At 69.8% G+C, this 21,483-nt stretch carries 14 protein-coding genes; 7 read left to right on the top strand and 7 right to left on the bottom strand.

Annotated features, from left to right (window positions below):
- Positions 1–17: 17 nt before the first annotated feature.
- Positions 18–4,181, top strand: a complete 4,164-nt coding sequence (locus tag HZI36_RS05520; protein ID WP_179401624.1) for a translocation/assembly module TamB domain-containing protein — start codon at positions 18–20, stop codon at positions 4,179–4,181.
- 79 nt (positions 4,182–4,260) lie between these two features.
- Here the strand turns inward: HZI36_RS05520 and metG are convergent, their stop codons facing one another.
- Positions 4,261–6,453: a methionine--tRNA ligase gene (metG, locus tag HZI36_RS05525; protein ID WP_179401625.1), complete on the bottom strand. Its 2,193-nt coding sequence runs from the start codon at positions 6,451–6,453 to the stop codon at positions 4,261–4,263.
- A 394-nt stretch (positions 6,454–6,847) separates the two neighbouring features.
- Entirely contained in the window at positions 6,848–7,486 is a 639-nt protein-coding gene (locus HZI36_RS05530) for a YiaD family glycine zipper/OmpA-like lipoprotein (protein WP_179401626.1), read from the bottom strand.
- 361 nt (positions 7,487–7,847) lie between these two features.
- Between HZI36_RS05530 and apbC the strand changes: the two genes are divergently transcribed.
- The 5 genes from apbC to HZI36_RS05555 all read left to right on the top strand — a co-directional run bounded on the left by apbC (position 7,848) and on the right by HZI36_RS05555 (position 13,473).
- Positions 7,848–8,939: an iron-sulfur cluster carrier protein ApbC gene (gene apbC / locus HZI36_RS05535; RefSeq protein WP_179401627.1), complete on the top strand. Its 1,092-nt coding sequence runs from the start codon at positions 7,848–7,850 to the stop codon at positions 8,937–8,939.
- Positions 8,940–9,070: 131 nt separating this feature from the next.
- A complete protein-coding gene (locus tag HZI36_RS05540) occupies positions 9,071–9,622 on the top strand; it encodes a superoxide dismutase family protein (RefSeq protein ID WP_179401628.1) in 552 nt (183 codons plus the stop codon).
- A 169-nt stretch (positions 9,623–9,791) separates the two neighbouring features.
- The gene (gene dcd, locus HZI36_RS05545; protein WP_179401629.1) at positions 9,792–10,361 is read left to right on the top strand and encodes a dCTP deaminase; all 570 of its coding nucleotides are present in this window, start codon (positions 9,792–9,794) and stop codon (positions 10,359–10,361) included.
- Positions 10,362–10,444: 83 nt separating this feature from the next.
- Positions 10,445–12,724: an arginine/lysine/ornithine decarboxylase gene (locus tag HZI36_RS05550; RefSeq protein ID WP_179401630.1), complete on the top strand. Its 2,280-nt coding sequence runs from the start codon at positions 10,445–10,447 to the stop codon at positions 12,722–12,724.
- Between the two features lie 11 nt (positions 12,725–12,735).
- Positions 12,736–13,473 (top strand): lysozyme inhibitor LprI family protein, encoded by a 738-nt coding sequence (locus HZI36_RS05555; RefSeq protein ID WP_246326974.1) that lies wholly within the window; start codon positions 12,736–12,738, stop codon positions 13,471–13,473.
- A 50-nt stretch (positions 13,474–13,523) separates the two neighbouring features.
- Here the strand turns inward: HZI36_RS05555 and HZI36_RS05560 are convergent, their stop codons facing one another.
- From HZI36_RS05560 to HZI36_RS05570, 3 genes are read right to left on the bottom strand one after another with little or no spacing between them, the layout of a single operon-like run.
- Positions 13,524–14,204, bottom strand: coding sequence for an HAD family hydrolase (locus HZI36_RS05560; protein WP_179401632.1), 681 nt, complete (start codon positions 14,202–14,204; stop codon positions 13,524–13,526).
- Positions 14,205–14,220: 16 nt separating this feature from the next.
- On the bottom strand, positions 14,221–15,630 hold the full coding sequence (argH, locus tag HZI36_RS05565) for an argininosuccinate lyase (RefSeq protein WP_179401633.1): 1,410 nt from the start codon (positions 15,628–15,630) through the stop codon (positions 14,221–14,223).
- Between the two features lie 58 nt (positions 15,631–15,688).
- The gene (locus HZI36_RS05570) at positions 15,689–16,540 is read right to left on the bottom strand and encodes a helix-turn-helix transcriptional regulator (protein ID WP_179401634.1); all 852 of its coding nucleotides are present in this window, start codon (positions 16,538–16,540) and stop codon (positions 15,689–15,691) included.
- A gap of 134 nt (positions 16,541–16,674) precedes the next feature.
- Here HZI36_RS05570 and HZI36_RS05575 point away from each other — a divergent pair, with 134 nt between their 5' ends.
- Entirely contained in the window at positions 16,675–17,427 is a 753-nt protein-coding gene (locus HZI36_RS05575) for a class I SAM-dependent methyltransferase (protein ID WP_179401635.1), read from the top strand.
- A 46-nt stretch (positions 17,428–17,473) separates the two neighbouring features.
- On the opposite strand, the gene HZI36_RS05580 is transcribed toward HZI36_RS05575, so the two are convergent.
- Complete coding sequence (locus HZI36_RS05580; RefSeq protein ID WP_179401636.1) at positions 17,474–18,085, bottom strand: HD domain-containing protein; 612 nt, start codon at positions 18,083–18,085, stop codon at positions 17,474–17,476.
- A 156-nt stretch (positions 18,086–18,241) separates the two neighbouring features.
- A complete protein-coding gene (ppc, locus tag HZI36_RS05585) occupies positions 18,242–21,283 on the bottom strand; it encodes a phosphoenolpyruvate carboxylase (RefSeq protein ID WP_179401637.1) in 3,042 nt (1,013 codons plus the stop codon).
- Positions 21,284–21,483: the final 200 nt, after the last annotated feature.

Below are 21,483 nucleotides of genomic sequence, written 5' to 3' on the forward strand. Positions count from 1 at the left end.
CCTCCCGACCGACACGCATGACGAAGGACGCCACCGACACCCCGCCGCCGCCGAATGCGCGTGACCGTGCGCCCGACGGCGCGCCGCAGCCGCCCGCGCCGCGCCCGTCGCGTGCCCGGCGCGCGGCGCGCTCGCTCGCGTGGACGGTTGCCGCGCTCGTGCTCGTCGTCGTGGTTGCGGTCGGCCTCGCGCTCGCGGCGGCGACGACCGAGCGCGGCACGCGTGTCGCATGGCAGGCGGCGGTGCGCGTGCTCGGCGGGCGGCTCGCGGGCACGCTCGACGGCGGCGCGCTCGCGACCGGCGTGCATCTGTCGAACGTCGCGTGGACGAGCCCGAACGGCGCCGGCACCGAGGTGCGGATCGACCGGCTCGACGGCCGCTGGGCGCTGACGCGCGCGCCGCTGCGGCTGACGCTCGCCTATCTGCGCGCCGGCACGATCGACGTGCGCATCGCGCCCGGGCCGTCCAAGCCGTCGACGGGACTGCCGCAGGATCTGCAACTGCCGCTGCAACTGCGGATCGACGATCTGCGCTTCGACAGGCTGACGATCCGCGACGCCGGCTCGACGACGGAACTCCGCGACCTGATCCTGAGCGGCCGCAGCGACGGCCGTCACCACACGCTCGCGCTCGACCGGCTCGACACGCCGTTCGGCGCGCTGACCGCGCGCGCGTCGCTCGACGGCATGCGGCCGTTCGCGCTGACCGGCGACGCGACGTACGCCGGCAAGGTCGCCGACGAGCCGGTCGATGCGCGCGCGCGGGTCGGCGGCTCGCTCGAAGCGCTCGTCGCCGACGTCGACGCAAGCGGGCTCAAGCTCGCGGGCCGCGCGCACGTCGAGGCATCGCCGTTCGCGGCGGTGCCGCTCACGCGCGCGGCGCTCGCGTTCGATCACGTGAATCCGCAGGCGTTCGCGCCGGGCGCGCCGGCCGCCGATCTCGCGGTGCGCGCGTCGCTCGCGCCGGCGGCGCCCGATCCGGCGCGGCCGAAAGCGTTCGCGGTGACGGGGCCGGTGTCGATCGTCAACGCGTTGCCGGGCACGCTCGGCGAGCATCGGCTGCCGGTCGTCGACGCGCACGCGAACGTGCGGCTCGATTCGCACGCGCAGCGGATCGACGCGCTCGCGCTGCGGTTGATCCGCGACGGCAGCGTGACGGGCGGCGGCACGCTCGCGGCCGGCCGGGGGCGCTTCGACCTGAAGGTCGCGAATCTCGACCTGAACGCGTTCGTCGCGCAGTTGCGGCCGATGCGGCTCGGTGGGCCGGTCGGCGTCGCGCTCGAGCAAGGCGTGCAGACCGTGACGTTCGATCTCGCGGATCCGAAGCTCGCGCTCGGCGCGCGCGCGAAGGTCGCGCTGACACCGCGGCAGACGGTCGTGACCGACGCGCGCGTCAGCGCGGGCAAGGGGCGCGTCGACCTGACCGGCGTGTTCCGCCACGACGCGCGCGCGAGCTACGACGCCAAGGCGACGCTGACGGATTTCGATCCGCTGCTGCTCGCGGCGGCGGGCGCGCCGGCGGCGGCCGCGCCCGCCGGATCGGCCACGGCGAAATCGGCTGCCGGCCGCCAGTCGGTCGCACGGCCGGCCGCACCACCGGCCGCACCACCGGCCGCACCGCCGGCCGCGTCCGCCGCGCGCGCCGGCGCCGCGCGCGTGAACGGCACGCTGACCGCGTCCGGCGGCTTCGCGCCGGGCTTCGCGACGAAGGCGACGTTCAAGCTCGGCGACAGCGTGTACGACGACGTGCCGCTGACCGGGCAGGGCGTCGTGCAGGTCGCGGGCGCGCGGATCCTGCCGAGCGACGCGACGCTGTCGATCGCGGGCAACCGTGTCGATCTGCACGGCAGCTTCGGCGCGGCAGGCGACCGGCTGCGCTTCGCGGTCGATGCGCCGCAGCTCGACCGCCTGGGCTTCGGCCTCGCGGGGCTCGTGCAGGCGCAGGGCGAGCTGACCGGCAGCTTCGCGCATCCGAACGTGAACGCCACCTACAAGGCCGAGCGCGTCGTGTTCGGCGCGAACCGGATCGCGTCCGCGCAGGGGCGCGCGGACATCCGCGACGGCGCGCGCGGCGCGCTCGTGCTCAGCGCCGACGCGACGGGCGTCGCGCTCGGCTCGTTCGAACTCGACACGCTGCGCGCGAATCTCGACGGCACGCGCGCGAAGCACACGCTCGCGCTGTCGGCGGCCGGCCACGCGGACCATCGCGCGATCGACCTGACGGTCGCCGCGAACGGCGGCGTCGTCGATGCCCGCGACGGCGCGCGCTGGGACGGCACCGTCACGCGCCTAGCGAACCGTGGCACGCCCGCGTTCGCGCTCGAGACGCCGCTCGCGGTGTCGGCCGGCGCCGGCCGCGCGACGCTCGGCGCCGCGAAGCTGACGCTCGAGGGCGCGGCGATCGACCTGAAGTCGTTCGTCTACGATCAAGGCCGGCTGCGCTCGGCGGGCACCGTCAGCGGGCTGTCGGTCGCGCGCGCGCTCGCGGTTCGCGAGGAACTGACCGGCCAGCGCCCGCCGGTGCGCACCGATCTCGTGCTCGACGCCGGCTGGGATTTCTCGGTCGGCGCGACCGCGACCGGCTCGCTGCAGATCACGCGCCGCAGCGGCGACGTGACCGTCGAGACCGGGCGCGGCGTGTCGTCGCTCGGGCTCGCGGATGTGTCCGCGCGCGCGGCGTTCGGCGCGGGCAACCGGCTGAACGTGACCGTCGCGGCGCGCGCGAACCGCGTCGGCACGCTCGACGCGAACGTCGCGGTGCCGCTCGCGCTGCGCGACGGCGCGCTCGCGGTCGCGAACGACGGTGCGCTGTCGGGCCGCATCGACGCGGACGTCCCATCGCTGAAGACGGTCGGCGGGCTGTTCGGGCCGGGCTATCTGCTCGGCGGGCGTGCGACGCTGAAGCTGACGATCGCGGGCACGCCGGCGAAGCCGGCGCTGTCCGGGATGCTGACCGGCGACGATCTATCGGCGACGCTCGTCGATCAGGGCGTGCAGCTGAAGGACGGGATCGTGCGGATCCGGCTCGCGGAGAATCTCGTCGAGTTCCAGCAGGTCGAGTTCCACGGCGGCGACGGCACGCTGCGCGCGATCGGCCGCATCGGGCTCGGCGGCGAAGCCCCGGATCTGACGGCCAGCATCGTCGCGGACAAGCTCGAGCTGTTCGCGGCGCCGGACCGCAAGCTGTCGCTGTCGGGCAAGGCGACGGTCGCGAACGACGGGCCGCGCGGCGGGATCGCGATCGACGGCAAGTTCGTCGTCGACCGCGCGCTGTTCGATCTGCCGGAGCAGTCGGCGCCGCACCTGTCCGACGACGTCGTGGTCGTCCAGTCGGGCGGCACGGTGCGCGGCGAGACGCCGACCGGCACCGCCGTCGCGAAGCCGCCGCCGGCCACCGACAAGCCGGCGCCGTCGCTCGCGCCGCGCGCGAACGTCGTGATCGATCTCGGCAACAACTTCCGCTTCAAGGGCCACGGCGCGGACCTCGGGCTGCGCGGCACGATCACCGCGACGAGCGCGCCGGGCGTGCCGCTGCGCGCGATCGGCAACGTGCGCGTGACCGAAGGCTCGACGTACACGTCGTTCGGCCGCAGGCTCGCGATCGAGAACGGCTTCTTCACGTTCAACGGGCCGGTGTCGAATCCGGGGATCAACATTCTCGCGATGCGGCGCAACCAGGAGGTGGCGGCGGGCGTGCAGGTGACGGGCACGATCCAGTCGCCGGCCGTGAGGCTCGTGTCGGAGCCGAATGTCGCCGAGAACGAGAAGCTGTCGTGGCTGCTGTTCGGCCACGGCACCGACCAGGGCAACAACCTCGGCCAGCAGAATGCGATGACCGCCGCGCTCGCGCTGCTCGGCAGCGCGACCGGCAAGCGCGTCGCGCAGACGATCGGCCTCGACGAGTTCACGGTCGGCCAGAGCGACGTCGGCCTGACCGATTCGCAGGTCGTGCTGCTGTCGAAGGCGATCAACGAGCGCTTGGTGCTCGGCTACGAGCAGGGGCTGCAGTCGGCGAGCAACGCGTTCAAGGTGACGATCAACCTGACGCGGTTCTGGTCGGTGTCCGCGTACGGCGGCACGTTCCAGGGCGTCGACCTGAACTACACCCGGCGCTTCAACCGGCTGTTCGGGCGGCGCGCGCAAGGCGGCACGGCGGCGACCGATTCGGCCGCCGATCAATAGGGGGCGAGGGGCGACGCAAAAAGAAAACCCCGCCGTAGCGGGGTTTGCATGGCCGGCGGCGCGGCGCGCGCGTTTGCGCTTACTTCACGCGCATCCCCGGCTTCGCGCCGCTGTGCGGCTCGAGGATGTAGATGCCCGGCTCCGCGTTCTCGTCGGCGGCCGACGCGGCGAGCACCATCCCTTCGGACAGTCCGAACTTCATCTTGCGCGGCGCGAGGTTCGCGACCATCACGGTCAGCTTGCCGACGAGCTGCTCCGGCTGGTAAGCGGACTTGATCCCGGAGAACACGTTGCGCGTCTTCTCCTCGCCGACGTCGAGCGTGAGCTGCAGCAGCTTGTCCGACCCTTCAACTGCCGCGCACGCGACGATCTTCGCGATCCGCAGGTCGATCTTCGCGAAGTCGTCGATCGAGATCGGCAGCGCGTCGCCGTCGGCACCGTTCGCGCCGGCGGCTGGCTTGCCGTTCTTCGTCTTCGTCGCTTGTGCCGATTGCGTTGATTTCGACGCGTTCGCATTGCCCGCATTGCCGTTCGCGGCGACCGCCGCGCCCGCTTCGGTCGCCTGCAGCGATTCGCGGTTCGCGGCGAGCAGCGCGTCGATCTGCTTCGGGTCGACGCGCGTCATCAGGTGCTGGTAAGCGTTGATCGGCTGGTGCGACGACAGCGGCTTCGTCGCATCGGCCCACGCGAGCGGCGCGATCCCGAAGAACTTCTCGACCGCTTCGGCGACGCGCGGCATCACCGGCTTCAGCGCGAGCGACAGCAGGCGGAATGCCTCGAGGCTCACGCTGCAGGTCTCGTGCAGCGCGACCGCGTTCGCCGGATCCTTCGCGAGCTCCCACGGCTTCGCGCCGTCGACGTACGCGTTCACCGCATCGGCCAGCTCCATCGTGTGGCGCAGCGCGCGGTTGTACTCGCGCGCCTCGTACTGCGCGGCGATCGGCGCGATCGCGTCGCGCAGCGTCGCGACGAGCGGATGATTCATCGCGCTGTCCTGCACGCGGCCGTCGAAGCGCTTGATCAGGAAGCCCGCCGCGCGGCTCGCGATGTTCACGTACTTGCCGACGAGATCGCTGTTCACGCGCGCCTGGAAATCCTCGAGATTCAGGTCGAGGTCTTCCATCGTCGCGTTCAGCTTCGCGGCGAAGTAGTAGCGCAGCCATTCGGGGTTCAGCCCCGTGTCGATATAGCTCTGCGCGGTGATGAACGTGCCGCGCGACTTCGACATCTTCGCGCCGTCGACGGTCAGGAAGCCGTGCGCGAACACGTTCGTCGGCGTGCGATGGCCGGAGAATTCGAGCATCGCGGGCCAGAACAGCGTGTGGAAGTACAGGATGTCCTTGCCGATGAAGTGATACTGCTCGGCGGTCGTGTCCTTGCTGATCCACGACTCGAAGTCGATCCCGCGCTGGTCGCACAGGTTCTTGAAGCTCGCGTAGTAGCCGACCGGCGCGTCGAGCCACACATAGAAGTACTTGCCGGGCGCGCCCGGGATCTCGAAGCCGAAATACGGCGCGTCGCGCGAGATGTCCCAGTCGGCGAGCTTCGCTTCGCCGGCGTCGCCGAGCCATTCGCGCATCTTGTTCGTCGCCTCGGGCTGCGCGAGGCCGGCCACCCAGCCGCGCAGGAACGACTCGCAGCGCGGGTCGGACAGCCGGAAGAAGTAGTGCGTCGACTTCTTGCGCACCGGCGTCGCGCCCGACACGACCGAGTACGGATTCAGCAGCTCGGTCGGCAGGTAGGTCGAGCCGCAGACCTCGCAGTTGTCGCCGTACTGGTCCTTCGCGTGGCACTTCGGGCACTCGCCCTTGATGAAGCGGTCCGGCAGGAACATTTCCTTCACCGGGTCGTACGCCTGCTCGATCTCGCGCTCGGCGATCAGGTCGTTCTCCTTCAGCGCCGCGTAGATCTTCTCGCTCAGCACGCGGTTCTCGTCCGAATCGGTCGAGTAGAAGTTGTCGAACGACACGCCGAAGCTGTCGAAGTCGCGCTTGTGCTCGGTCCACACGCGGTCGATCAGCTGCTTCGGCGTCAGGCCTTCCTTCTCGGCGCGCAGCATGATCGGCGTGCCGTGCGTGTCGTCGGCGCCGATGTAGTAGACCTCGTGGCCGTGCATGCGCAGCGTCCGCACCCAGATGTCGGTCTGGATGTACTCGACCAGGTGGCCGATGTGGATCTGCCCGTTGGCGTAGGGCAGCGCGGACGTGACGAGGACCTGGCGGCGGCCTTGCGGCGCGCCGGCCGGCCCGGAGGTGAGGTCGGTGGCGGACATAGGGTCTGTAGAGGAACTGCGGGAAATCGACGGGAATCCGTGATTCTAGCAGGGGCGCCGGCCGGGCACGCGGGCACCCGGCGGGGCGGGCCCGGCGCGTCGGCGGAGGGCCGCGATGTTGCGCTGCGTCGCTGAAGTGCATCACCGCAGCGCATCGAATTTCGCGCGGGCAAAAAAAACCGGGGCGGATGTGGCCCCGGAGCAACAACGACAAGAGGAGAATGGTGACGCGCCGGCAACTACCAGCCACGTACCGTAGAGAGAGACCGCGACGCTCGGCAGAAGTTCGAAAAAATTTTCGATTCGTGACTTGCGTGACTTGCGTCGCGGAAAGTCTCGTCGGGCGGGGCTCGCCGGGCGGCGCGCCCCGCCCGTCTCCCTCCGGTCGCGTCGCTTACTGCGCGGCGCGCAGGTAGATTTCGACGCGGCGGTTCTGCGCGCGGCCGGCTTCGGTCCCGTTGTCCGCGACCGGGTTCGACGCGCCCATGCCCTGCGCCGACAGGCGGTTGCCCGCGACGCCGCGCTGCGCCAGCGCGTTTACGACGCTCTGCGCGCGGTTCTGCGACAGCGTCTGGTTCAGCTGCGCCGAGCCGGTGCTGTCCGTGTAGCCGACCACCGACGCGGTGACCTGCGGGTTCTGGGTCAGCGTCGACGCGAGATCGTTCAGCATCGGCGTGAACGCCGGCGTGATCGCGTACTGGCCGGTCGCGAACGTGACCGAGCTCGGCACGTTCAGCTTGAGCGAGCCGTCCGGCTGCTCGGTGATCTGCGTGCCCGTTTGCGCGGCCGACGGCGCGAGCTTGTTCTTGATCGCCTGCCAGTTGTAGCCGGTCACGCTGCCGACGAGCGCGCCCGCGCCCGCGCCGATCGCCGCGCCCTTGCCGCCGCCGGCGAGCGCGCCGATGCCTGCGCCCAGCGCCGCGCCGACGCCGGTGCCGACCGCCGCGTTGTTGCCCTGCTGCGTCGCGCAGCCAGCCAGGAGCGCGCCGGCGAGCGCGAAGACGGACAGGCGAGTCGCAATTTTGGTATTCATCTCGGATTCCTCTCAGTGGTGAAGAGTCGACTACAACAGAAACGTGTTACATCTCTCTCGGCAGGCCCACTCGAAAAAAGGACGGTGGACCTTCCGCGCGCGAACCGGTTGCGCACGGCTTCGACGGCCGCATGCCCTGTCCGGCAGCGTGGCTGTTCGGACAGCGCGGCGCGCGAGCCTCTACAATATAGGCGGTATGGGGCCCGATTTGGCCCCATAGCGTGCCGCACGCGAAGATTGCGCCGGCTCGCGCGTCCGCGCAATGGCGTGCAATAAATTCTTTCACTTTTCCCGATATTTGCCGCGTTATTTGATCATTTTTGACAATTGAGCGCGAAAAACACCTTCTCACGGAGTTTCGATGAGCATTGACCGGGCACTCGTCGACGCCGCGCTGGCGGCCGTCGTTGATCCCAACACCGGCCGCCCGTACGCGGCCAGCAAGGGCGTGCGCAACGTCGCGATCGACGGCGACGCCGTCAGCGTGGGCGTCGTGCTCGGCTATCCTGCGAAGAGCCAGCACGACGACGTGCGCGCGCGCATCGCCGCGGCACTGCACAGCGTGCCGGGCGTTCGTGACACGCGTATCAACGTGTCGCAGGAAATCGTCGCGCACACGGTGCAGCGCGGCGTGAAGCTGCTGCCGAACGTGAAGAACATCGTCGCGGTCGCGTCGGGCAAGGGCGGCGTCGGCAAGAGCACGACCGCGGTGAACCTCGCGCTCGCGCTCGCGGCCGAGGGCGCGTCGGTCGGCATTCTCGACGCGGACATCTACGGCCCGTCGCTGCCGACGATGCTCGGCATCCACGGCCAGCGCCCCGAGTCGCCGGACGGCCAGACGATGAACCCGCTCGTCGGCCACGGGCTGCAGGCGAACTCGATCGGCTTCCTGATCGAGGAGGACAACCCGATGGTCTGGCGCGGCCCGATGGCCACGTCCGCGCTCGAGCAGCTGTTGCGCCAGACGAGCTGGCGCGAGCTCGACTACCTGATCGTCGACATGCCGCCCGGCACCGGCGACATCCAGCTGACGCTCGCGCAGCGCGTGCCGGTCACGGGCGCGGTGATCGTCACGACGCCGCAGGACATCGCGCTGCTCGACGCGAAAAAAGGCCTGAAGATGTTCGAGAAGGTCGGGATTCCGATTCTCGGGATCGTCGAGAACATGAGCCTGCACGTGTGCTCGAACTGCGGCCACGAGGAGCACATCTTCGGCGCGGGCGGTGCCGAGCGGATGTCGAAGGACTACGGCGTCGCGGTGCTCGGCAGCCTGCCGCTCGACATCGCGATTCGCGAGCAGGCGGACAGCGGCGTGCCGACCGTCGTCGCCGATCCGGGCGGCAATATCGCGGGGCATTACCGCGCGATTGCGCGCGGCGTCGCGCTCGCGATCGCGGAGCGCACGCGCGACATGACGGCGAAGTTCCCGACGATCGTTGTTCAAAATACGTAAAGTCGTTGCGGGGCACGGGCCCGGCGCGGTTTTCGCGGGGCGAGGCGCGGTATCATGGCGACTTTTCCAGGGTCCCTTTTCCCGTCCGGCCGGCGCGATACCCAAAACGCGCCTTCCGGCATGAGAACCGCATGAAACGACGATCACACGGCGGACGATCACACGGCGCGCGCGCCGGCCGCGCGCCACGAGCGCTGACGGCCGCCGCCGCCCTGGTCCTGCTGGCCGGCTGCACCGCGCTGTTTCCGCCCCACGACAAACGGGCCGACGCCGCGCTGCAGCCTGTCGTCGGCGCACAGGCGCGCGGCGACGTCACGCTCGTCGAGCGGCCCGACGGCGTGCAGGTCACGTACAACCTCGCCGGGCTGCCGCCGAACTCCGATCACGCGCTGCAGGTGCACGAGCGCGGCGACTGCAACGCCGGCGACGGCTCGAGCGCCGGCCCGATATTCTCGCCCGCCGCGGACCGGCTGCGCGCGGGCGCGCGCGCCGCGGGCGATCTCGGCAACATCCACGCGGACGCGAACGGCGTCGCGGCCGGCTTCATCGTCGCGCCCGATCTCGCGCTCGACGGCGTGCGCTCGGCGTTCGGCCGGTCGGTGCTCGTGTACCGCGACCCGATCGACCCGGCGTTCCCGCAGCACGGCGCGGGCCCGGCGCTCGCGTGCGGCGTCGCGCGTTGATGTCCGAATGCATGTCCGGTTGCACGTCCGGTTGCACGTCCACGCGCATGCACGATCGGCATGTGCATGCCCGCGATCGCGTAAAATGTCCGCCTTTCGCGCCCGCCGGCTCATGCCGGCGGCATTCTTCCACCGTCATCCAGCGTTTTCGCGCGCGCACCGCACCGATATGAGCATCAAGTCCGACAAATGGATCCGGCGCATGGCCGAAGAGCACAAGATGATCGAGCCGTTCATGCCCGATCAGGTGCGCGTTGCCGCCGACGGCCGCAAGATCGTCAGCTACGGCACGTCGAGCTACGGCTACGACATCCGCTGCGCCGACGAATTCAAGATCTTCACGAACATCAACTCGACGATCGTCGATCCGAAGAACTTCGACGAGGGCTCGTTCGTCGATTTCAAGGGCGACGTCTGCATCATCCCGCCGAACTCGTTCGCGCTCGCGCGCACCGTCGAATATTTTCGGATTCCGCGCACTGTGCTGACCGTCTGCCTCGGCAAGTCGACCTACGCCCGCTGCGGGATCATCGTCAACGTGACGCCGTTCGAGCCCGAGTGGGAGGGCTACGTGACGCTCGAGTTCTCGAACACGACGCCGCTGCCCGCGAAGATCTACGCGAACGAAGGCGTGGCCCAGGTGCTGTTCTTCGAGAGCGACGAGGTCTGCGACGTGTCGTATGCGGATCGCGGCGGCAAATATCAGGGCCAGCGCGGTGTCACGCTGCCGAAAACCTGATCTGGTTGGATATAGACCGCACCGTTTTACGGGGTGACCGCTGCGCGTGACGCGCCGCGGTCGTTCTTTTTGGAGAATCGCCCATGAAGTTTCGTTTTCCCGTCGTGATCATCGACGAAGATTTCCGCTCCGAGAACATCTCGGGCTCCGGCATTCGCGCACTGGCCGAAGCGATCGAGAAGGAGGGCGTCGAGGTCCTCGGCCTGACGAGCTATGGCGATCTCACGTCGTTCGCGCAACAGTCGAGCCGCGCGTCGTGCTTCATCCTGTCGATCGACGACGACGAGCTGATGCTCGGCGAAACCGGCCCCGACGGCGAACTGCCCGAGCTCGCGACCGCGATCATCGAGCTGCGCGCGTTCGTCGAGGCCGTGCGCCGCCGCAACGCGGACATCCCGATCTTCCTATACGGCGAGACGCGCACGTCGCGCCATCTGCCGAACGACATCCTGCGCGAGCTGCACGGCTTCATCCACATGTTCGAGGATACGCCCGAGTTCGTCGCGCGCCACATCATCCGCGAGGCGCGCGTCTATCTCGACTCGCTCGCGCCGCCGTTCTTCAAGGAGCTCGTCAAGTACGCGGACGAAGGCTCGTATTCGTGGCACTGCCCGGGCCACTCGGGCGGCGTCGCGTTCCTGAAGAACCCGCTCGGCCAGATGTTCCACCAGTTCTTCGGCGAGAACATGCTGCGCGCGGACGTCTGCAACGCGGTCGACGAGCTCGGCCAGCTGCTCGACCACATCGGGCCGGTCGCGGCGTCCGAGCGCAACGCCGCGCGCATCTTCAGCGCCGATCACCTGTTCTTCGTGACGAACGGCACGTCGACGTCGAACAAGATCGTCTGGCACGCGACGGTCGCGCCCGGCGACATCGTGCTCGTCGACCGCAATTGCCACAAGTCGATCCTGCACGCGATCACGATGACGGGCGCGATTCCGGTGTTTCTGACGCCGACGCGCAACCACTTCGGGATCATCGGCCCGATCCCGCGCGACGAGTTCAAGCCGGAGAACATCCGCAAGAAGATCGAGGCGAATCCGTTCGCGCGCGAGGCACTGAAGGCGAACCCGGGCCTGAAGCCGCGCATCCTGACGATCACGCAGAGCACGTATGACGGCGTGATCTACAACGTCGAGATGATCAAGGATCTGCTCGGCGACCTGCTCGACACGCTGCACTTCGACGAGGCGTGGCTGCCGCACGCGGCGTTCCACGAGTTCTACCGCGACATGCACGCGATCGGCGACGGCCGGCCGCGCACCGGCGCGCTCGTGTTCGCGACGCACTCGACGCACAAGCTGCTCGCCGGCATCTCGCAGGCGTCGCAGATCGTCGTGCAGGATTCGGAGAACCGCACGTTCGACAAGCATCGCTTCAACGAGGCGTACCTGATGCACACGTCGACGAGCCCGCAGTACGCGATCATCGCGTCGTGCGACGTGGCGGCCGCGATGATGGAGCCGCCGGGCGGCACCGCGCTCGTCGAGGAGTCGATCGCCGAGGCGATCGACTTCCGCCGCGCGATGCGCAAGGTCGACGCCGAGTACGGCGACGACTGGTTCTTCAGCGTCTGGGGCCCGGACACGCTGTCGGACGAGGGGATCGGCTCGCGCGACGACTGGATGCTCAAGCCGAACGACCGCTGGCACGGCTTCGGCCCGCTCGCGGACGGCTTCAACATGCTCGATCCGATCAAGGCGACGATCATCACGCCGGGGCTCGACGTCGACGGCGAGTTCGGCGAGGCCGGTATTCCGGCCGCGATCGTCACGCGGTACCTGGCCGAGCACGGGATCATCGTCGAGAAGACGGGCCTGTACTCGTTCTTCATCATGTTCACGATCGGCATCACGAAGGGCCGCTGGAACTCGATGGTGACCGAGCTGCAGCAGTTCAAGGACGACTACGACAACAACCAGCCGCTGTGGCGCGTGCTACCCGAGTTCGTCGCGCAGCATCCGCAGTACGAGCGGATGGGCCTGCGCGATCTGTGCATGCAGATCCACGACGTCTATCGCGCGAACGACATCGCGCGCCTGACGACCGAGATGTACCTGTCGGACATGGAGCCGGCGATGAAGCCGTCCGACGCGTTCGCGAAGCTCGCGCATCGCGCGATCGACCGCGTGCCGCTCGACGAGCTCGAGGGCCGCGTGACGAGCGTCCTGCTGACGCCGTATCCGCCGGGCATTCCGCTGCTGATTCCCGGCGAGCGCTTCAACAAGACGATCGTCAACTATCTGCGGTTCGCGCGCGACTTCAACGCGCGCTTCCCGGGCTTCCATACCGACATTCACGGGCTCGTCGCCGAAGAGGCGAACGGGCGCGTCGAGTACTTCGTCGATTGCGTGCGCGACTGACGATGGCGTGGATGCAAAACGGCAGGGTGAGCGCGATGCGCGCGGCGGTGGCCGCCGCGCTCGTCGCGTGCGCGGCGGCCGCGGGGTGGGTGGCAGCGGCGGGCGTGGCGCATGCGGAGGTCGCGCCCGCGGATCCGATCGACGTCGCGATGCGGCAGTGTCTCGCGCGGCGCGACCGCTCGTCGGCGGCCGGGCAGATCCAGTGCACGGACGACGCGCGCCAGCAGTGGCAGGGCGCGGTGGACGCCGCGTATCAGCAGTTGCAGCACGGCGGCGCGACGGCCGCCGCGAAGCGTGGCTGGCAGGAGAGCCAGCGCCGCTGGCTCGAATGGCGTCGGGACGACGCGCATCTGCTGAAGGCGGTGTTCGAGACGACGCGCGGCTCGACGTATGCGATGGCGGGCGCCGACATGCAGCTTCAGCCGGTGCGCGACCGCGCGCTCGCACTGCGCGAAGCGGTGGCCGACAGCGCGGCGCCGGACGGCGCGCGCGATCCGGCGAGCCGTGTGCTGCCGTGCACACAGGACGCCGCGTGCGAGCACGCGCTGTTCGACATGAATCGCTATTACGACAAGCTGCGCGGCCGGATGCCGGCGCGCTCGGTGCCGACGCTCGTGCGCGCGCAGCGCGCGTGGCGCGCGTTCCTCGACTCGACCTCGCCGGTCGTCGGCAAGGACGAGCGTGTCGACCTGATCGGTGCGCGCATCGCGACGATGAAGCGGCTGTCGGAGACGGTCGGCAATCACTGAGCGGCGCGCGCCGGTGTGACCGGCGCGGCCGGTGCCACCGGTACTGTTTGTTACGCGGTGCGCGCGTCGCGTGCGCCGAACCACGCGGGCACGTGCGCGAGCGCATCGTCGAGCGAGTCGAGTACGCAGAGGCTCAGCGCGACGATGTCGGGCGTCGGCGCCTTCAGATCCGGCACGGTGACGACGGACGCGCCCGCGCGCACGGCGGCGAGCGCGCCGAAATCGCTGTCCTCGAGCGCGATGCACGCGGATGCCGGCACGCCGAGCCGCTCGGCCGCGAGCCGGTAGACGGCTGGATCGGGCTTGCCGCGCTCGACCTCGTCGCCGCCCGCGATCGCCGCGAATCGATCCAGCACGCCGACCGCGTCGAGCCGCGCGCGGATCACGTCGCGCGCCGACGACGACGCGACCGCGCACGGCACGCCGGCCTGCGCGAGCGCGGCCAGCAGCGCGTGCGCGCCGCGTTTCAGCGGAAATTTCGGATGAGGCAGCGGCGCCGCGAGCTGCTCGCGCACGCGCGCGGACACCGCGCGGAACGTGTCCTCGCGGCCGATCAGACGCGCGAGGATCACCTGACCTTCCGCATACGAGCGGCCGACGATCTGCAGATAGTCGGCCGAGGACAGCGCGACGCCGTGCGCGTGCGCGACGTCGATCCACGTGTTCATGATCGTCCGCTCGGAGTCGACGAGCAGGCCGTCCATATCGAAGATCGCAGCCGCGAACGTCATGGGCGAGCCCCTGGCCTTACTTGCCGAGCGCCGCGCGCGCGGCCTGCGCGGCCGCCCGCACCTGGTCCGGCGCGGTGCCGCCCGGATGGTTGCGGCTCGCGACCGAGCCTTCGAGCGTCAGATAGCCGAACACGTCGTCGCCGATCAGGTGCGCGACGTTCGGCAGCTCCTGCTTCATCTGGTCGAGCGTCAGGTCGGCGAGGTCGCAGCCGCGCTCGTCGCAGATCCGCACCGCGTGCGCGACCGCCTCGTGCGCGTCGCGGAACGGCAGCCCGCGCTTCACCAGATAGTCGGCGAGGTCGGTCGCCGTCGAGAAGCCCTGCAGCGCGGCCGCGCGCATCGCATCCGGCTTCACGGTGATGCCCGCGGCCATCTCCGCGAAGATCCGCAGCGTGTCCGCGACCGTGTCGACGGTGTCGAACAGCGGCTCCTTGTCTTCCTGGTTGTCCTTGTTGTACGCGAGCGGCTGGCCCTTCATCAGCGTCAGCAGCGCCATCAGGTGGCCGTTCACGCGCCCCGTCTTGCCGCGCGCGAGCTCGGGCACGTCCGGGTTCTTCTTCTGCGGCATGATCGAGCTGCCGGTGCAGAAGCGGTCCGCGATGTCGATGAAGCCGACGCGCGGGCTGATCCACATCACGAGCTCCTCCGAGAAGCGCGACACGTGCGTCATGATCAGCGCGGCGGCCGCGGTGAATTCGATCGCGAAGTCGCGGTCGGACACCGCGTCGAGCGAGTTCGCGCAGATGCCGTCGAAGCCGAGCGTCTTCGCGACCGCATGACGGTCGATCGGATAGCTGGTGCCCGCGAGCGCGGCCGCGCCGAGCGGCAGCCGGTTCACGCGCGCGCGGCAGTCGCGCATGCGCTCGGCGTCGCGCGAGAACATCTCGACGTACGCGAGCAGGTGATGGCCGAACGTGACCGGCTGCGCGACCTGCATATGCGTGAAGCCGGGCAGGATCGTGTCCGCTTGCTTCTCGGCGAGATCGATCAGCGCGGCGCGCAGGTCGGTGAGCAGGCCGCCGATGCGGTCGATCTCGCCGCGCAGCCACAGGCGGATGTCGGTCGCGACCTGGTCGTTGCGCGAGCGGCCGGTGTGCAGGCGCTTGCCGGCGTCGCCGATCAGCGCGGTCAGGCGCGCCTCGATGTTCAGATGGACGTCTTCCAGGTCGAGCTGCCATTCGAATTCGCCGCCCTCGATTTCGCGCTGGATCTGCGCCATCCCGCGCTCGATCGCGGCGAGGTCGTCGGCGCTGATGATCTTCTGCGCGGCGAGCATCTTCGCGTGCGCGAGCGAGCCGGCGATGTCGACGAGCGCGAGGCGCTTGTCGAAAAACACCGACGACGTGTAGCGCTTGACCAGCTCCGACATCGGTTCCGAGAAGCGGGCCGACCAGGCCTCGCCCTTTTTGTGCAGTTGGGACGTCATGGCGATGATTCTTCGAACGGGATTGAGGCGGCGTGCGCCGCGGGGGAATTCCGGGATTCTAGCATTCGGGGGGGCGGCCGCCGGGCCGTTCCGGGTGGTCCGGGCCGTCCGGAACAAGCACGACGAGCTTCAGATCCTCGCGATGCGCGGGCTTCAGCGTGATCTGCTGATAGACGAGGCGGCCGTCGGCCGGATGATCGAACTCGCGCGTGCCGCCTTCGCGCTCGAATACGTCCTGCGACGCCCAGTAGTGCGCGAACGCGTCGCTGCCGGCGAGCAGCGCGTCGATCAGCGCGCGCGTCGGCGCATCGTTCAGATGGCGGATCGAATCGGCGCGGAACTCGGCCGCGAGCCGCCGCGCGCGCGTCTCCCAGTCGACGATGAACGTGCGGGCCGCCGGCGACAGGAACGTGTAGCGCAGCAGGTTGCGGTCATGCTCGCCGTCGAGCCAGCCGATGAAGTGCGCGGCCGCCGGCGGGTTCCACACGAGCGCGTTCCATTGGCGATCGAGCACGTACGCGGGCGTCGAAATCGCGGCGACGGTCGCGGCGAGCGTCGGCGGCAGGTCGGACGCGGCGACGTCGGGCTCGGCCGGGTCGCGCTGCGCGGCGAGCTCGAACAGGTACGCGCGCTCGGCGCGCGACAACTGCAGCGCGACCGCGATCCGCGCGAGCGCGTCGGCCGACGCGGATACCGGGCGGCCCTGCTCGATCCACGTGTACCAGGTCGGACTCACGCCGCAGAGCTGCGCGACTTCCTCGCGCCGCAACCCCGGCGTGCGGCGGCGCGGGCCGGGCGGCAGGCCGACCGCCTGCGGCGTCAGGCGCTCGCGGTGCGCGCGGATGAATTCGCCGAGCGAGCGGGCGGGCGTCGCGTCGAGCGGGGGGGCGGAGGAAGGCGACGGGCTCATGCGGATCGGATCGCAGACAGGTAGGTCGAATACCGGGATAACTGCTTGACTTGTACTGGTACAGGCGCGGCTCTATTGTAGCGGCTCGCGCGCTTGCACGGAGCGGGGGCGCCATTCCGACACGGGAGATGCCGATGAAACATCACGATCAGGTTGCCGACGCATTCGGCTCGACGGCCGCCGCCTACCTGACGAGCGCTGTGCATGCGACGGGCGCCGATCTCGGCGCGCTCGCCGACGCGGTGCGCGCGACGCCCGGTGCGGCGGTGCTCGATCTCGGCTGCGGCGCGGGCCATGCGAGCTTTGCGGTCGCGCCGCACGCGCGCGATGTCGTCGCGTACGATCTCGCGGCGCCGATGCTCGCGACCGTCGACGCGGCCGCACACGAGCGCGGGCTCGCAAACATCCGCACGCTGCAGGGGCCGGCCGAGCGGCTGCCGTTCGCCGCCGGCGCGTTCGACTGGATCGTGAGCCGGATGAGCGCGCATCACTGGCACGACGTGCCGGCCGCGCTCCGCGAAATGCGGCGCGTGCTGAAGCCGGGCGGCCGCGTGTTGATGATCGACATCGCGGGGCACGATCATCCGCTGATCGATACGCACCTGCAGGCGGTCGAGGTGCTGCGCGATGCGTCGCACGTGCGCAACTACCGCGCGGACGAATGGCTCGCGATGTTCGGCGCGGCCGGCTTCACCGCGCAGGTGAGCGCGCGCTGGCGCCTGCCGATCGGCTTCGACGCGTGGGTCGCGCGGATGCGCACGCCGGCCGAGCGCGTGAACGCGATCCGCTCGCTGTGGACGCAGGCGCCCGACGAGGTGCGCGGCCACTACGCGGTGCAGCCCGACGGATCGTTCGAGCTGGATGCGCTGATGATCGACGCGCGGTGAGCGCGGGCGGCCGCGCGGCGCGCGCGATTGACCCGGCGCGTGCGATCTACTCGGCCTTCGCCATCGCCGGCTCGCCGTCCTTCACGTAGATCGAGTTGCGCGGCGTTGCCAGCACGCGGCGCACCATCGGCTCGAAGAACGACAGCGGCAGGTTGTCGTAGTCGGCCATGAACGCGGCGCCGTCGTACTTCGCGCAGAACTCCGCCGTGCGGTCGAACAGATCGGGCTGGCTGCGGTATTGCTCGCGCAGGTTGCGGTCGAGGCCGAGGTGGTGGAAGAAGTAGTAGCCCTGAAAGATCCCGTGCTTCTCGACCATCCACAGGTTTTCCGCGCTGACGAACGGCTTCAGGATCGCCGCGGCGATGTCCGGATGATTGAAGCTGCCGAGCGTGTCGCCGATGTCGTGCAGCAGCGCGCAGACCACGTATTCCTCGTCGCGGCCATCGCGGTGCGCGAGTGTCGCGGTCTGCAGAGAGTGCGCGAGGCGGTCGATCGGAAAGCCGCCGCAATCGCCGTCGAGCAGCAACAGGTGCGCGAGCACGCGCTCGGGCAGCGCGCGTGCAAACGGCACGAATTCCGCCGAGATCGCGGCCCAGTCGTCGCGCGTGCCGTGCTCCATGTGGGAAAACGTCGCGCGCGGCGCGGAATCGGTCGTCATGGTGTCTCCTGGTTCGGGCGCCATGCGGCGCATGGCCGGGGGGATCGGGGCCGCGTTCGTCGCGCGGCCCGGCGGTCATTCTAGTCCGGCGCGCGCGCAGCGTGTCGATCGCGCGCCGCGCCGCGCCGGTGCCGCGATACCACGAGACCCCGACAATCAGCCGGTGTTGCGCAGGCCGGCCGCGATCCCGTTGATCGTCAGGTGGATCCCGCGGCGCACGCGGGCGTTCGTGTCGCCCGCGCGGTGCCGCTTGATCAGCTCGACCTGCAGATGGTTCAGCGGATCGAGATACGGGAAGCGGTTCTTGATCGAGCGCGCGAGCAGCGGGTTCCCCGCGAGGCGGGTGTCGTTGCCGGTGATCTCGGCGAGCGCGTGCGATGTGCGCTCCCACTCGGCGACGATCCGGTCGAACACGAGCTTGCGCAGCTTCTTGTCCGCGACGAGCTGCGCGTAGCGCGATGCGACCGCGAGGTCCGTCTTCGCGAGCACCATGTCCATATTCGACAGCAGCGTCGCGAAGAACGGCCAGGTCTTGTTCATCTTCTTCAGCAGCGCGAGGCGCTTGCTGCGCTCGGCCGCGTCGGTCGCGCCGTCGAGATACGAGGCGACGGCGCCGCCGAACCCGTACCAGCCGGTCAGCAGCAGCCGGCACTGGCCCCACGAGAAGCCCCACGGAATCGCGCGCAGATCCTCGATCTTGCGCTGCTTCGGATCCTGCAGCTTGCGCGACGCCGGACGGCTGCCGATATTCAGCTCGGCGATCTCGGTGATCGGCGTCGACGAGAAGAAGTAGTCGGTGAAGCCCGGCGTTTCATAGACGAGCGCGCGATACGCGGCCATCGCGGCGTCGGACAGCGTCTGCATCGTGGCCTCGAACGCCGGCAGCTGCGCGGGCGCGTTGTTCTGCGGCAGCAGCGTCGCTTCGAGCGTCGCGGCGACGACGGTTTCCAGATTGCGGCGGCCGATCTCCGGGTTCGCGAACTTGCTCGCGATCACCTCGCCCTGCTCGGTCAGGCGGATCTGGCCGTTCACGGTGCCGGGCGGCTGCGACAGGATCGCCTGGTACGTCGGGCCGCCGCCGCGGCCGACCGTGCCGCCGCGGCCGTGGAACAGCCGCAGCGTGATGCCGCGCGCCTTGAACAGATCGACGAGCGCGAGCTCCGCGCGATACAGCTCCCAGTTCGACGTCAGGAAGCCGCCATCCTTGTTGCTGTCCGAATAGCCGAGCATCACCTCCTGCTCGCCGCCCTGATGCGCGACCAGCTCCGCGATGCCGGGCAGCGAGAAGTAGTCGTGCATGATGCCGGACGCGTTGCGCAGGTCGGCGATCGTCTCGAACAGCGGGATCACCATCAGCCCGTTGCGCACACCGCCGTGCTTCGCGCCGAATTTGCCTTCCAGCAGCCCCGTTTCCTTCTGCAGCAGCAGCACCTCGACGAGATCGCTGACCGTCTCGGTATGCGAAATGATGTAGTTGCGCACCGCGCGCGGGCCGAACTGCGCGCGCACGTCGCGCGCCTTCTCGAGCACGCCGAGCTCGCTTTGCGCGAGCGCCGAGTATTCGAAGTACGGCAGGCGCAGCGGGCGCGGATCGGCGAGCGCGGCGAGCAGCACGCGCACCTTGTCTTCCTCGGCGAGCGACGCGTAGTCGGCCTCGACGCCCGCGCGCGCGAACAGCTCGGCAATCACCGCTTCGTGGATGTCGGAGCTCTGCCGCAGGTCGATGCTCGCGAGATGGAAGCCGAACACCTCGGCCGCGCGCACGAGCGGCGCGAGGCGCGGCGCCGCGAGCGACGCGCCGTGGTGCGCTTCGAGCGAATCCAGCAGCGTTTTCAGGTCGCGCGTGAATTCCTCGGCGTCCGCGTACGGCGTCGCGCGCACCGGCGGCGCGCCGCGGCCCGCGCTTCTCAGCGGCACCGTGCCTTCGCCGAGCCGCACGCGCACGCTCGCGCCGAGCCGCGTGTAGATGCCGATCAGCGCGCGGCGGTACGGCTCGTCGACGCGGTGCGGCGACTGGTCCGGCGAGGCGGCCGCGAGCGCCTTCACCTCGTCGCTCGCGCCAACGAGCAGATTCGACACCGACAGCTCGGCGCCGAGCTTGTGCACCTGCTCCAGGTAGTGCTCGAAGATCACCGCGGCCTGGCGGTCGATCGCGTCGGCGAGCGTCGTGGCGGTCACGTTCGGGTTGCCGTCGCGGTCGCCGCCGATCCAGCTGCCCATCTGGAAGAACGCGGGCACGCGCGCGGCCACCCCGTGCTCGGCGAGCGCGGCCTCGATGTCCGCATAGAGCGCGGGCAGCTCGTCGAGGAACGTCGCGCGGTAGTACGACAGCGCGTTCTCGATCTCGTCGCCGACGGTCAGCCGCGCGTCGCGCAGCATCCGCGTCTGCCACAGCGCGGTCACGCGCGCGCGCAGCATCGCCGCGTTGTGCGCGCGCTCGCGCTCGGTCAGCTCCTGGTCGCGCTCGGCGAGCAGGCGCGCGACGTCGTGCTGCGCGTCGAGAATGCTCTTGCGTTGCACCTCGGTCGGGTGCGCGGTCAGCACCGGCACGATCAGCGCGGAATCGAAGAACTGCTGCAGCACTTTCTTCGACGCGCCGCCGGTCTGCTTCAGCTGGTCGAGCGCGTACGCGACCGTGCCCGGCTGCGGCGTGGAGCCCGCGAGCGCGTGGATCCGGCGGCGGCGGTTGTGATGGCGGTCCTCGGCGATGTTCGCGAGATGCGAGAAGTAGCTGAACGCGCGCACGACGCTGACCGTCTGCTCGGGCGTCAGCTTGCGCAGCTTCTTCTCGAGCGTCTGCGCGGCGTCGCGGTCGTCCTCGCGGCGGAACTTGACCGCGGTCTGGCGGATCGTCTCGACGACGTCGAACACCTCGTCGCCTTCCTGCTCGCGCACGACTTCGCCGAGCAGGCGGCCGAGGAAGCGGATGTCCTCGAACAGCGGGCGGTCCTTGTCCTCGCGGCGCGCGCCGGGCTTGGCCGGTGCGGCGGCTGCGGCGGTGCCGGCGGTGCCCTCGACCGCCTGGGCCGCCTGGGCCGCCTCGGCCGCCTGGGTCGTGCGTTTCGTCGAACGTATCGGGTCTTTCGGTTTCGTTGCCGGTTTCGCACGGCCGTTCGCTACGGCGGCGTTCGTCGGGGTGTCGGAGGAGGACGGGGCAGCATTGCGGCGCGCCGAGCGCGCCGATCCGGAAGACTTCACGATGGGTTTCCTTGGGAAAGCACGAGTGAAAAGGGACTGCGGGGACTGCGGGGACTGCGTTCAAGCTACGGCTGCGGCACTTCCGCGCATCGACGCTGCGGGCCCCGCGCCAGGCGGCGTGCGGACCGGCCATGCGCCCAGGCGGGCGCAAGCGTGCGTGCTACCATTGTTCGATCTTCCATCCCGTCCTTCAATGTTCC

The sequence above is a fragment of the Burkholderia guangdongensis genome (assembly GCF_013403875.1).
GTDB classification, from domain to species: domain Bacteria; phylum Pseudomonadota; class Gammaproteobacteria; order Burkholderiales; family Burkholderiaceae; genus Burkholderia; species Burkholderia guangdongensis.

What these genes read in the sequence shown, in the direction of transcription:
- HZI36_RS05520 (WP_179401624.1), top strand. Translation starts at nt 18, where the DNA reads ATGACGAAGGACGCCACCGACACCCCGCCGCCGCCGAATGCGCGTGAC.
- metG (WP_179401625.1), bottom strand. Translation starts at nt 6,453, where the DNA reads ATGTCCGCCACCGACCTCACCTCCGGGCCGGCCGGCGCGCCGCAAGGC.
- HZI36_RS05530 (WP_179401626.1), bottom strand. Translation starts at nt 7,486, where the DNA reads ATGAATACCAAAATTGCGACTCGCCTGTCCGTCTTCGCGCTCGCCGGC.
- apbC (WP_179401627.1), top strand. Translation starts at nt 7,848, where the DNA reads ATGAGCATTGACCGGGCACTCGTCGACGCCGCGCTGGCGGCCGTCGTT.
- HZI36_RS05540 (WP_179401628.1), top strand. Translation starts at nt 9,071, where the DNA reads ATGAAACGACGATCACACGGCGGACGATCACACGGCGCGCGCGCCGGC.
- dcd (WP_179401629.1), top strand. Translation starts at nt 9,792, where the DNA reads ATGAGCATCAAGTCCGACAAATGGATCCGGCGCATGGCCGAAGAGCAC.
- HZI36_RS05550 (WP_179401630.1), top strand. Translation starts at nt 10,445, where the DNA reads ATGAAGTTTCGTTTTCCCGTCGTGATCATCGACGAAGATTTCCGCTCC.
- HZI36_RS05555 (WP_246326974.1), top strand. Translation starts at nt 12,736, where the DNA reads ATGCAAAACGGCAGGGTGAGCGCGATGCGCGCGGCGGTGGCCGCCGCG.
- HZI36_RS05560 (WP_179401632.1), bottom strand. Translation starts at nt 14,204, where the DNA reads ATGACGTTCGCGGCTGCGATCTTCGATATGGACGGCCTGCTCGTCGAC.
- argH (WP_179401633.1), bottom strand. Translation starts at nt 15,630, where the DNA reads ATGACGTCCCAACTGCACAAAAAGGGCGAGGCCTGGTCGGCCCGCTTC.
- HZI36_RS05570 (WP_179401634.1), bottom strand. Translation starts at nt 16,540, where the DNA reads ATGAGCCCGTCGCCTTCCTCCGCCCCCCCGCTCGACGCGACGCCCGCC.
- HZI36_RS05575 (WP_179401635.1), top strand. Translation starts at nt 16,675, where the DNA reads ATGAAACATCACGATCAGGTTGCCGACGCATTCGGCTCGACGGCCGCC.
- HZI36_RS05580 (WP_179401636.1), bottom strand. Translation starts at nt 18,085, where the DNA reads ATGACGACCGATTCCGCGCCGCGCGCGACGTTTTCCCACATGGAGCAC.